The following is a 13,207-nucleotide window of genomic DNA, read 5'->3' on the forward strand; positions in this document are numbered from 1 at the left end:
ATGAATGTCCGCGATCACCGGAATCTGCGACTTCTTCGCGATCACCGGCAACGCGTCCGCGTCATCCTGCGACGGACACGCCACCCGCACGATCTGGCACCCCGACGCCGTCAACTCCGCGATCTGCTGCAACGTCGCACCGATGTCCGCCGTCACCGTCGTCGTCATCGACTGCACCGAGATCGGCGCGTCGCCACCCACCGCCACCGACCCGACCTGGATCTTCCGGCTGACCCTGCGCTCGGCGAGCCTGGCCGGTACGGACGGCAGGCCGAGTGCGACCGGTTCCACCGCGCTCATCCCGTCACCCATGGCTTCCGGCGGCGGTGTCCCGGGCGGCGCGCAGCGACTCCTTGAGGGAGCCCATGGTCGCCAGGACCGCGGTGGGCTCATAGCCGCAGTGGGCCATGCAGTTGTCACAGCGCGGGTCCTTGCCGCGGCCGTAACTGTCCCAGTCGGTCTCCTCCACCAGCTGGCGGTAGGTCGGGACGTAGCCGTCGCTCATCAGGTAGCAGGGGCGCTGCCAGCCGAAGAGGGAGTAGTTGGGGATGCCCCAGGCGGTGCACGGGAAGTCCGTCTTGCCCTCGAGGAAGTCGAGGAAGAGCGGGCTGTGGTTGAGCCGCCAGCGGCGCCGGTTGCCCCCGGCGAACGCCTTGCGGAACAGCTCGCGGGTCTGCTCGACGCCCAGGAAGTGCTCCTGGTCGGGCGCCTTCTCGTAGGCGTAGGCGGGCGAGATCATCATCTCGTCCACCTGGAGCTCGTCATTGAGGAAGTCGAGCACGTCGATGACGGTCTGCGGGGTGTCGGTATTGAAGAACGTGGAATTGGTGGTGACCCGGAAGCCGCGCCGCTTGGCCTCCTTGATGGCCTCCACCGCCTCGTCGAACACCCCCTCCTTCGCCACCGACTCGTCATGCCGCTCCCGCAGTCCGTCGATGTGCACCGCGAAGGCGAAGTACGGGGAGGGCTTGAACAGATGCATCTTCTTCCGCAACAGCATCGCGTTGGTGCAGAGGAAGACGTACTTCTTCCGCGCCACCAGCTGCCGTGCGATCTCGTCGATCTGTGGATGCATCAGGGGTTCGCCGCCGGCGATGGACACCATCGGCGCACCCGACTCCAGCACCGCGCCCACCGCCTGGGCGACCGGCATGCGCTGCTTGAGCACCCCGGCCGGATGCTGGATCTTTCCGCAGCCCTCGCATTTGAGATTGCACGCGAACAGCGGCTCGAGCTCGACGATCAACGGGAACTTGTCCCGTCGCTTGATCATTTTCTGTTCAAAGAGATACGTCGCGACCCGGATGGTCTGGCGGAGAGGCATGGCCATCTAGCTCACCTCCTGGGAGCAGCGAAGAACGGTGCCAGTGAAAGAAAGCGGGAAGAACGGTCCTCAAGACCCGGAAAGCCGATATTCCACCGCGTAGTGTGCCGATTCGGACGAGTTCATGTTCAGGAGCGTCCACGACCACCCGGACGGCCGCAACCGGACGGATGCCGTGGCCGACGGCGGTGCGCAGGGTCGCGGCGGACTCCATGTCCACCGCGATGGCGCCGGTGCTGTGCAGCGCGGCCCGCTCCGCGCCGCGCACCACATGGTCGGAGCCCACCACCGGGCCGATGTGGACGGCCCGGCGGGGGCCGCCGGAGAGGGGATGTGACAGGGCGTGGGCGAGGATCCGGGTGCCGGTGCACACCGTGCGGCCCGCCGGATCGCGGGTCTCGTCGGCCACGACGAGGTCCCCGGGGTGCATCCCCGGGGCCAGCCCGGCGCAGAAGCCGGTGGCGATGACGGCGGTGGCCCGCTCCCCGGGCGCGGCGGGCCGCTCCCCGGGCTCACCGGGCTGACCGGGTGCCCCGGCCTCACCGGACCTCCCGGTGAGCGCCCGGGTCACGGCGCGCTCGGCCGACCGCGGCCCCATGCCCGTGCGCAGCACGGTCACGGCCCCGGCGGCGGCGCCGAGGTCGGCGCCGCGCAGGGCGAACCGCTCGATGCCGAGCGCGCAGGCGATCAGCAGCGCCGCACCGCCGGCCTCCGCGGCCGAATCGGCGGACATCAACTGCTCCGCGGTCGCGCCCCGGTGGGCTCGCCGTGGACATACCGGCCCAGTGCCGTGACCGGGAAGACCTGCCGGTACAGGTGGTAGTTGATGGAGAAGTCCCAGGGGAAGCCGGTGCCGGTGAAGTACGGCTCGTCCCAGGAGCCGTCCTGCCGCTGGGTCCGGGCGAGCCAGGTGATCCCGCGCTCGACGGCCGCGCCGTCCCGCTCCCCCGCCGCCAGCAGCGCGAGCAGCGCCCACGCCGTCTGCGAGGCGGTGGAGGCGCCCCGGCCCATCCACTCGGCGTCGAGGTAGGAGCGCTGGTCCTCGCCCCAGCCGCCGTCCTCGTTCTGGACGCTCTCCAGCCAGCGGACGGCCCGGCGGACCGCCGGGTGGGAGGCGGGGACGCCCGCGGCGATCAGCGCGGGGACGACGGAGCCGGTGCCGTAGACGTAGTTGGTGCCCCAGCGGCCGAACCAGGCGCCGCTCGGCTCCTGCTCGGACAGCAGCCAGGAGATCCCGCGCCGGGTGCGGGCGTCGTACGTCCGCCCCTCGTGCGCCAGCATCTCCACGACATGCGCGGTGACATCGGCCGACGGCGGGTCGATGACCTCACCGAAGTCGCAGAACGGCAGCTTGTTGGGGAGTGGACTGGTGTTGTCGACGTCGAACGCGCCCCACGCCCCGTTCTTCGACTGCATGCCCAGGGTCCAGCGCATGGCGCGCCGCACGGCCGCCTCGATCCGCTCGGGCTCGGGGTGGTCGATCCGGCGCAGCGCCAGGATGACCTCGGCGGTGTCGTCGATGTCGGGGTAGTTGTCGTTGTGGAATTCGAACGCCCAGCCGCCGGAGGGCAGCCCGGGCCGCCGGACCGACCAGTCGCCGGGCCGGTCGATCTGCTCGGTCAGCATCCAGTCGGCGGCCTTGACCAGCGCCGGGTGGTCCGGGGCGAGACCGGCGTCGGCGAGCGCGATGGCGGCCAGGCAGGTGTCCCAGACCGGGGACTGACAGGCTTCGATCATCCGGCTGCCGTCCTCGCGCCACACCGCGAACCGGTCCAGCGACTCCAGACCGGCGCGCATCACGGGGTGGTCGAGGTCGTAGCCGAGCAGGTGGAGGGCGATGACGGAGTAGACGGCGGGTGGCTGGATGCCGCCCCAGCAGCCGTCGTTCTCCTGCCGCTCCACGATCCAGCGGGCACAGGAGCGCAGCGCGGCCCGGCGCAGCGGGCGGAAGGCGACCTTGTGGTAGGCGTGCAGCGCCCGGTCCAGCCGCTGGAAGACCCCGTCCCAGGAGGCGACGGGGGCGAGCGGGCGCGGCGGATTGGGCCTGCGGGGGTCGGTGTGGAGCTCGTCGAGGGGGAAGGGGGCCGGGCGCACGGGGCGCTTGGCCGAGACGATGGTGAGGGGCACGATGGTCTGCCGGGCCCAGCAGCCGAAGTCGTAGATGTTGAGCGGAAGCCACTTCGGGAAGTAGATGATCTCCGGTGGCAGCTCGGGCAGGTCCTCCCAGCGCCACCAGCCGAAGAGGGCCAGCCAGATCCGGGTGAACACCCGGCTGCTCGCGATCCCGCCCCGGGAGCGCACCCAGGCGGAGGCGGCGGCCATATGGGGCGCGTCGGGCTCATCGCCGGCCAGCCGCAGGGCGACGTACGCCTCGATGGTGGCGGAGAGTTCGGGCGGCCCGCCGTGGAAGGTGGCCCAGGTGCCGTCGGTGGCCTGCTGGGAGCGCAGATAGCGGGCCGCGGCGTCGAGGGTGTCGGGGTCCTGGACGCCGAGGAACTGGCGGAGCATCAGGTCCTCGGCGTCCATGGTGACGTTGGTCTCCAGGTCGCCCTTCCACCAGCCCCGCTCGTCCTGGCGGGACAGCAGGTGGTCCACCGCGCGGGCCATCGCCTCACGGGCGACGCTCAAGGTCTTGGACTCGGATGACTCGGAGGGTTGGACGGTCGGTGTCGCTGTCAATGGCTTCCCCTCTGCAGTGTGCTCATCTGCCGTCTTTGGGGCTTCCGTCGGCCGACACCCCGGCTGGGTGCCGGCCGGCGACTGCGAACTAGCGGTCCATGGCGATCATCTCTTTCGTACGACGACGAAGTCGGCGAGCGCCACGAACCGCGCCCGGATCTCGGCGGGCATGTCCACCGAATCCAGCGCCTCCATGGCGGTCGCATGCTGTCTGCGGGCCTCCTGAGAGGTCCAGTCCCGGCCACCCGCTTGCTCGATCAACGCGGCGCGCACGGCGAATTCTTCCTCCGAGAAGTCGGCGAACTCCTCCTCCGGCTTGTGCGCGTCGGCCGCGAGGATCTCGGCGAGCCGCTTGGAGTCGGGGCCGCCGGCGTCGAGCGCGGCGACCACGGGGAGGGACTTCTTGCGCTGGCGCAGATCGCTCCAGGTCCGCTTGCCGGTCGCCTCCGGGTCGCCCCAGATGCCGAGCAGGTCGTCGACGGCCTGGAAGGCGAGGCCCAGGTGGTGGCCGTAGCGCTCCAGGGTGTCGGCGGTGCGGTCGTCGGCGCCGCCGAGCACGGCGCCGATGGAGGCGGCGCAGGCGAGCAGGGCACCGGTCTTGTTGCCCTCCATCTCCAGGCACTCCGCGACGGTGACCCGCTCGCGGTGCTCATAGGACATGTCCTGGGCCTGGCCGTCGATCAGCTTCCGGGTGGCGGCGGTGAGCCGGCGGGTGGCCCGCCCGGCCTCGGCGGTGCCGATCTCCAGCAGTATCTCGTTGGCCAGCGCGAACAGGGCGTCACCGACCAGGATGGCCTGGGCCGGGCCGTGCACCCGCCAGACGGTGTCGCGGTGGCGGCGCTGCTCGTCCCCGTCCATGAGGTCGTCGTGGAGCAGCGAGAAGTTGTGCACCAGCTCGACCGCGACCGCGCCGGGCACCCCGGTCTCGGGGGCGGCGCCCGCCGCCTCGGCGGACAGCAGGGCGAGCGCGGGGCGGACGGCCTTGCCGCCGTCGCCCGCGGCCGGGTTGCCCGCGGCGTCGATCCAGCCGAAGTGGTACGCGGCGACGGTGTCCATGGGCGGGGCCAGCCGGTCCACGGCGGCGCGCAGCACCGGCGTGGTGAGCGTACGGCCGCGCTCCAGCAGCGCCATGACGCCTGCGGTGTCGACAGCGGGGGTCGCCGGAGTCACGGTCTCTCCTCTGTTTTTGGTGGTGGTGCTCATGCCGCCTCCTTGGGCGTCCCCCCGCCCGGGGCGGGGAGAGGGTTCACATGCGGGCGGCCCAGGGCCGCGCGGGCGGCGGAAAGCCCGCTGCGCACGGCGCCCTCCATGGTCGCGGGCCAGCCGGTGGCGGTCCACGCGCCGGCCAGGTAGAGGCCGGGCGCGTCGGTCGGGGCGGAGGGCCTGAGGCGGCCGACGCCGGGGACGGGGGCGAAGGTGGCGGTGCGCTCCCGGGTGACGAAGAAGTCGCGCACCCGCGCCCCTCGGGCGACCGGGAGCAGCCGCTCCAGCTCGGGCAGATAGCGGGCGCGCAGCTCGGCCACCGGGCGGTCGATGTCGTCGTACGCGGCGGACTGCGAGACCGCCAGGTACTGGCTGTCCCCGGCCCCGGGCGCGTCCCTCAGCCCCGAGGCGTCCGTACGGTCGAAGACCCACTGGACGGGGGAGCCGATCGCGGCGAAGAAGGGGCGGCGCAGCACCGTGCGGTCGTAGACCACGTGCAGGTTGAGGATGGGCGCGGTGCCAATGCGCAGCAACCGGTCGGGGTCCTCCAGGGCGCCGTCGGGCAGCAGGGCGTGCGCCTCGCGCTGCGGTACGGCCAGCACGAGAACGTCCGCCTGGACCTGCGGCTCCTCCCCCGGCCGCCCGGCGGTGGCCGCCCTCCAGCGGCCCTCGGGGGTACGGGTGACGGCGGTCACCCGGGTGCGCAGCTCGGTGGTCACGCCCGCCGCGTCCAGGGCGCGGCGGGCGTGGGTGTGGTGCAGCTCGCCGAGCGGGGCGCGGGCCCAGCCGATGTCGGCGGCGCCGGGCCGGGAGAGCAGCCCGGTCTTGAAGACCATCGCGGCCAGGCCCAGCGAGACGTTGGGCGCGGTGGCGTTGAGCGTGGCCACGCCGACCAGGTCCCACAGCGCCTCGACGGCGCGTGGCGACTGGCCGTGGCGGCGCAGCCAGCCGGCGAAGTCCACCCCGTCCAGCGCCGGGTCCTCGGGGTCCAGCCGCCCCAGGGCGAGCGCGGCGCGGCCCACCTGGGCGCGCTCGGCGAGGGAGAGATGGGGGTAGGTGGCCAGGCTCGCGGACAGATGGAGCGGCACCGGCAGGCCGGTGCGGCGCAGCCGGCCGAGCCGCCGCCCGCTCCGCCCCCGGGCGTCGAGGACGGGGACGTCCAGCCGGCCCTGGAGCGGGGCGAGCCGGGCCGCGCCGACCCGCTCCAGGAACCACTGGTAGGCGGTGCAGCAGCGCAAGTGCACATGCTGGCCGTTGTCGACGCTGAGCACGCCAGCCGGGGAGGAGCGGTGGAAGGAGAAGGCGAGGCCACCCAGGCGGGGGCGGCCCTCGACCAGGGTGACCCGCAGCCCGGCGTCGGCCAGCGCGAGCGCGGCCGTCGTACCGGCGAGCCCACCGCCGACCACCAGCGCGCTCCGCCCGGCGGGGCGTCGCCCGGCGGCCGGGGCGGGGTCCAGGGTCGAGTGGGTCACACCGGCCTCCCGGTGCCCCGGCGCTCCACGGCGCGGGCGTCGAGACCGGCCAGCCCGCGCACCGCCACATACGCCTTCTCATGGCCGGGCAGCGAGACGCGGCCGCGCAGGACGGCCGCGGGGTCCTTGGCGATCCGGTCCAGCAGCCTGCGGTAGATGCCCGCCATGGCGGACACACACGCGCCGCTGCGGCGGTCCAGCAGCGGCAGCAGCCGGAAGCCCTCGGCGAACAGGGCCCTGGCCCGCCGCACCTCGAAGTGGACCAGACCGGTGAAGTCGGCGTCCGGCGGTGCGGTGGAGCCGTGGAACGCGGCGGTGCAGCCGAATTTGGCCAGGTCGTCGGCGGGCAGATAGGTGCGCCCGGTGGCGGCGTCCTCGCGGACGTCGCGCAGGATGTTGGTCAGCTGGAGGGCGAGCCCGAGGGTGTCGGCGTAAGCCGGGGCGCGCTCCAGCTCGTCCTCGCTGTGGCCGGTACGGGGGGCCGTCCCGAAGACGCCGAGCGAGAGCCGTCCGATGGCGCCCGCCACACAGCGGCAGTAGCCCTTGAGGTCGTCCCAGGTCTCGTAGGTCTGCCCGGCCACGTCCATCAGCACGCCGTCGATCAGCTCGTCCAGCGCGTCCAGCGGGATCGGGAAGCGGTGTGCGGCATGGGCGAGGGCGACGGCGACGGGGTCGGTGTCGTCCTCCTCGATGCCGCCGCGCCGCATCCGGTCCAGCAGGGCGCGGGTGTCCGCCAGCCGGGCGCGCTTGGCCTCCGGGTCGAGGGGGCCGTCGCCGATGTCGTCGACCCGGCGGGAGAAGGCGTACAGGGCCGACATCGCATGGCGCTTCTCCGTCGGCAGCAGCCTGATGCCGTAGGCGAAGTTGCGGGCCTGGTGGCCGGTCACGGCCTCGCAGTAACGGTACGCCGCGAGCACTGGTGCGGACGCGTGCGGAGATCCCTTCACGGTCCGGCTCACCCCTCTCTTCGCAGTGTCGCCCCCACCTCGCGCAGCAGGCTGAGCTTGGTGGGCCTGGGCGGTCCAGGGAGTACGTCATGTCCCGCGGCCGCGACCGCCCGCAAGGCGGCCCGCCCCCCGGCCACGAATCCGGCGAGCAGCACCTTGAGCCTGCCGTGGACGCTACCCACCAGGGGGGTGCCTTCATTCAGCAGGGCCGCGGCGCGTTCCGCCTCCTTCGCGACCAGCGCGCGCAACCGTACGCCGCCCCTGGGGGCGGCGAGGTCGGCCTCGGTCACACCGAAGCGTTTCATGTCCTCGGCGGGCAGGTAGACGCGGTCCCTGCGAAGGTCCTCGGCCACGTCCTGAAGGTGCTCGATGATCTGCAGGGCGGTGCAGATGGCGTCCGAGCGGCGGATCCGCTCGGGGCTCGCGGTGCCGGTGATGCCGAGGACGAGCCGCCCGACCGGGTTGGCGGACAGCTCGCAGTAGTCGAGCAGATCCTGATAGGTGGCGTACCGCCGGATCCGCTGGTCCTGGCGGTTGGCCTCGATCAGCCCCAGGAAGGGCTCTTGGGCAAGCCCATGGCGCTGGACGGTGGGGCGCAGCGCCCGCAGCAGCGGATGGCGCGGCTCCGCGGCGGGCCGGAAGACCCGGCGGAGGTCGGCCTCGAACGCGTCCAGCATCGCGAGCGCGTCGTCCGCCCGGTGGCGGTCCAGTCCCAGCAGCTCGGCGTCGGCGCCACCGGGGGCCAGATCGCCGTCGCCGATGTCGTCGACCAGCCGGGCGTAGCCGTAGACGGCCATCAGATCGGTGCGCCAGGCGCGGGGGAGGAAGAAGGGGGCCACGGGGAAGTTCTCGTGGGCGGCCTTGGCGAGCACGGCGCGAGCGGCTTCCTGCCCGCCGCTCCGGCTGCCCGACGTGGTATGGGACCCGCTGCGCTCGTCCTCGACGGTCACCGTGGACAGCCAGGCGTACGGGCGAGACCCAGGACGCCACGTGGGTCCCGGCGACCGGGCCCCCCGGGAGCGCTGGAGATGGGCCGTGTAGCCAATGCCGTCACATCCCCCGTTCTACACCGGTTACCAGGGTCGGCACGATCCGGACACGCCGCTCCGTCTTGTCAACGGGCCCCGGCCCCTGACCCCCGAACAGGCGACAAGGGCCCGGCTCCGGCATGATCCGGACGGGCATTGCCACAGCTTACGCCTCTCGGTGTACACATGTACGGAGCGATACCCCGATGTGACCTTCGACGGGGCGCCGGACGGGTGACCGGCGAAGGCCCCCCCGGGCCGGTGTCCCGGGGGGGCCTTCGGACGACCTCAGACGACCTCTTCGTAGAACTCGGAGATGTCCAGCACCCGGCACAGGTCGCGGAGCTCGAACTCGAAGAAGTGCTGGCCCTCGGAGAGCGCGAAGGACATGTGGCCCAGCGCCTCCATGGAGATCACCCCGTACAGCCGCACCCAGCAGCGGAGCATCACGGCGATGGCTCCGGGGGGCATGTCGACGTCCTGGTCCTCGCTGAGCGCGGTGAGGGTCCGCGCGAGGCCCGGGTCGAGCTCCTCGACCTCGGGGGCGGGGAAGCCCCGCACCCGCCACAGGTCGGAGACCAGATCCGAGTAGACGGAGCCGAAGACCCAGCTCATATGGCGCTCGGGCTTGGTCTCCTCACGGCCGAGTCCCGGGGCCCAGGGGCCGAGGATGAGCCCGAACTCATGGGGGTGCTTGATCGCCCAGACGCGCAGCGCGCGGGCGCCGCTGATCCACCGGCGGCCCGGCTCCTCCTCGGGATGCTGGCCGAGGACACCGCGCATGAAGCGGGCCATCTCCTCGAAAATGTCCACACGCAGCTGAAGGATCAGCGCATCCCGGCTACTGAAGTAGCGGTAGACGGCCGGCGCGGTCATGCCCATCTCACGGGCGATGGCCCGGATGGTCACATTCTCCGGGCCCTCCTGGACCAGGAGCGTCCGGGCGACGTCCTTGATCTCACGGATGGTCGCGATGCGCAGCCGCTCGCGCCGTGAGTACGGTGCGACGTGCGCTTCCCCTGGCGACACGCGTCCCCCTCCCTGATGCTGCGCCGTTCGACAACCCGGCGTACACGCACACGATACAGCGCCTCCGTTTAGTGAACAGCGGCGGCGACAGTGCCTCTGGTTCAACTGCTGGCCCCCTGACCCTGCCACAGATCCGCGGGGATGCCCCGCCGGATGGCTCAGCGACCACCATCCGGGTCACTCGGGGGCGCGGGGGAGCGTCCGCACATACGTCGGACATTCATTCGGAGGCATTGTGCGCGAGTGATCTCGGGGGCGGAAGGGGGACGGGGGACGACCGCACTCGGCGCCGCCTGGGAGTAAACGGCCTTAGCGATCGTGAAATGACGTTCCTGCCCGCCCCGGCGCACCCGGCGAAAGGGGCCGCCCCACCCTTCCACCAGGAGCGTCAAGAAAACCGACCGGTCGGCGCGGTGGATTTCCGGCCCCGGCCCGGGGACGGATTCCGCGGCTCGCCGGAGGGCGTCGTCCCGGCGCCGGAGCGCTGTCGCGCGGTCGGCCCGGGCCTCGTCCTTCGCGTCCCGCCGCGCACCTTCCGCATTCTCGTGCGGATCACCACGGGACGCGTTTTCGTTGAAAAGCGCCCGCGTCCCGTGGATAACGCCCCACCGCCACGGACCCCGGCTTCTGACGGTGTGCCGGGTTTCCCGGACGGGGTCGCGCGGGCGAAATCGGGAAAGGCGACGGAGCCGACCCGGCCCGGAGCTCCGATTCCGCTTCCGCCCTCCGGACTACGGGTGATGGGGGCAGGCGGCGGGGGCGGCCGGAGCGGTCCGGCGGGACGGGCGGGGCGCGGCGGTGGAGCGCTCGCGCGGAGTCACCGTCACCATCACGTCCTCGAGCGGCCGCAGCGAGATCACCGGTGAGCCGTACCGCAGTTCGGTCCCCGGGATCCGGCTGACCCGGAAGCGCTGGTTCACCATGGCCACGATGGTGCGCAGCTCCAGCAGCGCCATGAAGTTGCCGACGCACTGCCGGGGCCCCGAGCCGAACGGGAGGTACGCCATCCGCGGCCGCTCCTTGATGGCCTGCGGGGTGAACCGGTACGGGTCGAAGGCCAGCGGGTTGTCCCAGTGGCGCGGGTTGTGGTGGGAGACCAGCGGGGACAGCAGGATCGAGGAGCCCGGCTCGATGTCGTAGCCGCCGAGGGTGTCCGCCTCCACCGCCGCCCGGGGGAAGATCCAGATGGGCGGGTGCATCCGCAGGCTCTCGTCGACGACCATCTTGGTGTACGTCAGCCCCTCGGCGCTCTCCGCGTCCGGCAGCCCGCCGCCGAGCACCGTGGCGATCTCGGCGTCCAGCTCCTCCTGGACCGCGGGGTGGGCGGCGACCGACAGCAGCGTCCAGCACAGGGCGACGGCGGTGGTCTCGTGGCCGGCCAGATAGACCGTGAGGAGTTCGTCCTTGATCTGCTGATCGGTCCAGGGCTCACCGGTGGCCGGGTCGGTGGCCCGCTCCATCAGCGCGATCAGCGGCCCCTCCCCCGTCTCGGCGTAACTCCGGCGCACATCGGCCACGATGCGGTCGAAGACCCGGTGGATCCTGAGGATCTTGCGCTGACGGTCCGTCGGTACCCAGGAGGGCAGCATCTCGGTGGCGGTGCCGCGGCGGAACATCACCTCCACCACATCGTCCACGATCGTCTTCAGCAGGGCCGAGTCCGGCTTGATGTCGTAGGCGAACAGCGAGCGGGAGAGGGTGACCAGGGTCAGCCGCAGCATGTCGGTCATCAGGTCGACCGGCTCACCGGCGGCGGCCTTGCGCTCCCAGGTCTCCAGCATCTCCTCGGTGGCCCGGACGATGTTGGGGATGATGTCGGTGATGGCGTTCTTGAGGAAGACCGGCTGCACCGCCCGCCGGTGGGCGCGCCAGAACTCGCCGTCGGTGGTGAGCAGTCCCTTGCCCATGACGACGCCGAACTGCTCGTAGAGCGGGCCGCGGACGTAGTTGCCGTTGTTCTCCACCAGCACCCGGCGCACCGCCTCGGGCTCGGTCACCTGGTGCACCAGGAACGGGCCGAGCCGCATCCGGACGATCTCGCCGTGGTCGCGCTGCAGACCGAGCAGGAATTCGGCGGTGTTCCGCTTCCAGGGGCCCAGGCTGCCCAGCAGCGGGGCGCCCTTGGGGCCGGGTGCGATGCGCGGCGCGGAGGTCGCTGTGGTCATCGGTGGTCTCCTTGCTTTCGCGGCCGCGGCCCGCGGGGCACCGGAAACAGGCGGCGCACGAAGAGATGGTCGAAAAGGACGTCGGAGGTGAGGCGCCGCAGGGCGATCGTGCTGTGGGCGAGGAGTCCGACGGGGTAGCGGGCGCGCGGCCGGGAGCCGCGGGCGCCCTTGGCCACCACCTTCGCCACCCGGCGGGCCACATCGTCCGACTGGATCGCGAAGGTGCCCGCCAGGGTCCGGCGGCTGCCGGTGTAGATCGCCTCGAAGTACTCGGCGCTCTCCCGGCGGAAGGTCTCGTACGTCCGGCTCACCGGCCGCAGATTGGCCACGTAGGTGGCGCCGAAGCGGGTGGTGCGCACCGGGCCCGGCTCGACGAGCACGACCCGCACCCCGAAGTCGGCCACCTCGTTGCGCAGGGAGTCGCTGAGCGCTTCCACGGCGTGCTTGGTGGCGTTGTAGAACCCCGACCCGGGGACGGCGTAACGGCCGAAGATGGAGGAGATGTTGACGATGGTGCCGCCGCCGTGGGCGCGCATCGCGGGCAGCACCAGCTGGCTGAGCCGGACCAGGCCGTACACATTGGTCTCGAACTGCTCGCGCACCTCGGCCAGGGAGGCCTCCTCGATACAGCCCGACATGGCGTAGCCCGCGCTGTTGACCAGCGCCCCGACCGCGCCGTGTTCCGCCTCGACCTTGGCGACCGCGGTGGCCATGGACTCCTCGTCGGTGACGTCGAGGGCCATGGTGCGGATGTCGAGCGCCGCGAGCTCCGCCAGCGTCTCGGGCCGCCGCGCGGTGGCGTACACGGCGTGTCCGGCCCGGTGCAGCCGCAGCGCGCACGCGCGGCCGATTCCGGAGGAGCAGCCGGTGATGAGGACCGGGATGCCGGCCCCGGAGCCCGGGGCCGGCTCGTGGCCGGTCACGCGGGGGGCGCGTCGAACGCCCCGAGCTGGGTGGCGAGGTCGTAGGAGTCCATGGAGAACCAGCTCTCCACGATCTTGCCCTCGTCGTTGAACTCGTCGATGACGATGCCGGGGATCTCCAGCTTGCGGCCCTGCGCCGGGATGAGTCCCGCGTAGTCGTCGCCGGTGTGGGTGCCGCGCGCGGTGAAGCGGCTGACGACCTTGTTCCCCTCCAGGATCCAGTCGTCCACGGTGACGTGGAGGTCGGGGAAGGAGGCGCGCTGCAGCCGCACCCACTCCTTCAGGTGTTCCACGCCCTCCTTGCCGTTGGCGGCGGTGCCGTGGCTGATGTGGTCCTCGGTGGCGCCCTCGTAGATGACGTCCAGGTTGCCCTTGTTGAGGCACTCCTCGTAGTAGCGCTCGAGGACGGCCTTGTTCTGCTCGGGAGTGGACATGAA

Annotated in this window: 12 protein-coding genes; all 12 read right to left on the reverse strand. The window is 72.1% G+C overall.

Annotation, left to right across the window (positions count from 1 at the left end; translation table 11 throughout):
• On the reverse strand, positions 1-300 hold a 300-nt coding region (locus IEJ02_RS39900; RefSeq protein WP_223865227.1), incomplete at its 3' end, for a flavodoxin-dependent (E)-4-hydroxy-3-methylbut-2-enyl-diphosphate synthase.
• A gap of 4 nt (positions 301-304) precedes the next feature.
• Entirely contained in the window at positions 305-1,330 is a 1,026-nt protein-coding gene (gene hpnH / locus IEJ02_RS39905; protein WP_137980246.1) for an adenosyl-hopene transferase HpnH, read from the reverse strand.
• Complete coding sequence (locus IEJ02_RS39910; RefSeq protein ID WP_191069265.1) at positions 1,281-2,057, reverse strand: phosphorylase family protein; 777 nt, start codon at positions 2,055-2,057, stop codon at positions 1,281-1,283. The genes hpnH and IEJ02_RS39910 overlap by 50 nt, the downstream gene beginning before the upstream one ends.
• Entirely contained in the window at positions 2,057-4,003 is a 1,947-nt protein-coding gene (gene shc / locus IEJ02_RS39915; RefSeq protein WP_191069266.1) for a squalene--hopene cyclase, read from the reverse strand. Before shc ends, IEJ02_RS39910 begins: the two co-directional genes overlap by 1 nt.
• Positions 4,004-4,108: 105 nt before the next feature.
• Complete coding sequence (locus tag IEJ02_RS39920) at positions 4,109-5,206, reverse strand: polyprenyl synthetase family protein (RefSeq protein ID WP_191069267.1); 1,098 nt, start codon at positions 5,204-5,206, stop codon at positions 4,109-4,111.
• Positions 5,203-6,678 carry a hydroxysqualene dehydroxylase HpnE gene (gene hpnE, locus IEJ02_RS39925; protein WP_275562269.1) on the reverse strand — a complete coding sequence of 492 codons (1,476 nt, stop codon included), beginning with the start codon at positions 6,676-6,678 and terminating at the stop codon, positions 5,203-5,205. The genes IEJ02_RS39920 and hpnE overlap by 4 nt, the downstream gene beginning before the upstream one ends.
• Positions 6,675-7,637: a presqualene diphosphate synthase HpnD gene (gene hpnD / locus IEJ02_RS39930; protein WP_191069268.1), complete on the reverse strand. Its 963-nt coding sequence runs from the start codon at positions 7,635-7,637 to the stop codon at positions 6,675-6,677. Before hpnD ends, hpnE begins: the two co-directional genes overlap by 4 nt.
• Positions 7,634-8,497, reverse strand: a complete 864-nt coding sequence (gene hpnC / locus IEJ02_RS39935) for a squalene synthase HpnC (RefSeq protein WP_191069298.1) — start codon at positions 8,495-8,497, stop codon at positions 7,634-7,636. Before hpnC ends, hpnD begins: the two co-directional genes overlap by 4 nt.
• 444 nt (positions 8,498-8,941) lie before the next feature.
• Positions 8,942-9,682: a TetR/AcrR family transcriptional regulator gene (locus tag IEJ02_RS39940; protein ID WP_137980242.1), complete on the reverse strand. Its 741-nt coding sequence runs from the start codon at positions 9,680-9,682 to the stop codon at positions 8,942-8,944.
• A gap of 731 nt (positions 9,683-10,413) precedes the next feature.
• Positions 10,414-11,847, reverse strand: a complete 1,434-nt coding sequence (locus IEJ02_RS39945; protein WP_191069269.1) for a cytochrome P450 — start codon at positions 11,845-11,847, stop codon at positions 10,414-10,416.
• Complete coding sequence (locus tag IEJ02_RS39950; protein ID WP_191069270.1) at positions 11,844-12,770, reverse strand: SDR family NAD(P)-dependent oxidoreductase; 927 nt, start codon at positions 12,768-12,770, stop codon at positions 11,844-11,846. Before IEJ02_RS39950 ends, IEJ02_RS39945 begins: the two co-directional genes overlap by 4 nt.
• Positions 12,767-13,204 carry an ester cyclase gene (locus IEJ02_RS39955; RefSeq protein ID WP_162001940.1) on the reverse strand — a complete coding sequence of 146 codons (438 nt, stop codon included), beginning with the start codon at positions 13,202-13,204 and terminating at the stop codon, positions 12,767-12,769. Before IEJ02_RS39955 ends, IEJ02_RS39950 begins: the two co-directional genes overlap by 4 nt.
• Positions 13,205-13,207 lie beyond the last annotated feature (3 nt).

Source organism: Streptomyces sp. 5-10 (genome assembly GCF_014712245.1).
GTDB classification, from domain to species: Bacteria; Actinomycetota; Actinomycetes; order Streptomycetales; family Streptomycetaceae; genus Streptomyces; species Streptomyces violaceusniger.

What these genes read in the sequence shown, in the direction of transcription:
- hpnH (WP_137980246.1), bottom strand. Translation starts at nt 1,330, where the DNA reads ATGGCCATGCCTCTCCGCCAGACCATCCGGGTCGCGACGTATCTCTTT.
- IEJ02_RS39910 (WP_191069265.1), bottom strand. Translation starts at nt 2,057, where the DNA reads ATGTCCGCCGATTCGGCCGCGGAGGCCGGCGGTGCGGCGCTGCTGATC.
- IEJ02_RS39920 (WP_191069267.1), bottom strand. Translation starts at nt 5,206, where the DNA reads ATGAGCACCACCACCAAAAACAGAGGAGAGACCGTGACTCCGGCGACC.
- IEJ02_RS39945 (WP_191069269.1), bottom strand. Translation starts at nt 11,847, where the DNA reads ATGACCACAGCGACCTCCGCGCCGCGCATCGCACCCGGCCCCAAGGGC.
- IEJ02_RS39955 (WP_162001940.1), bottom strand. Translation starts at nt 13,204, where the DNA reads ATGTCCACTCCCGAGCAGAACAAGGCCGTCCTCGAGCGCTACTACGAG.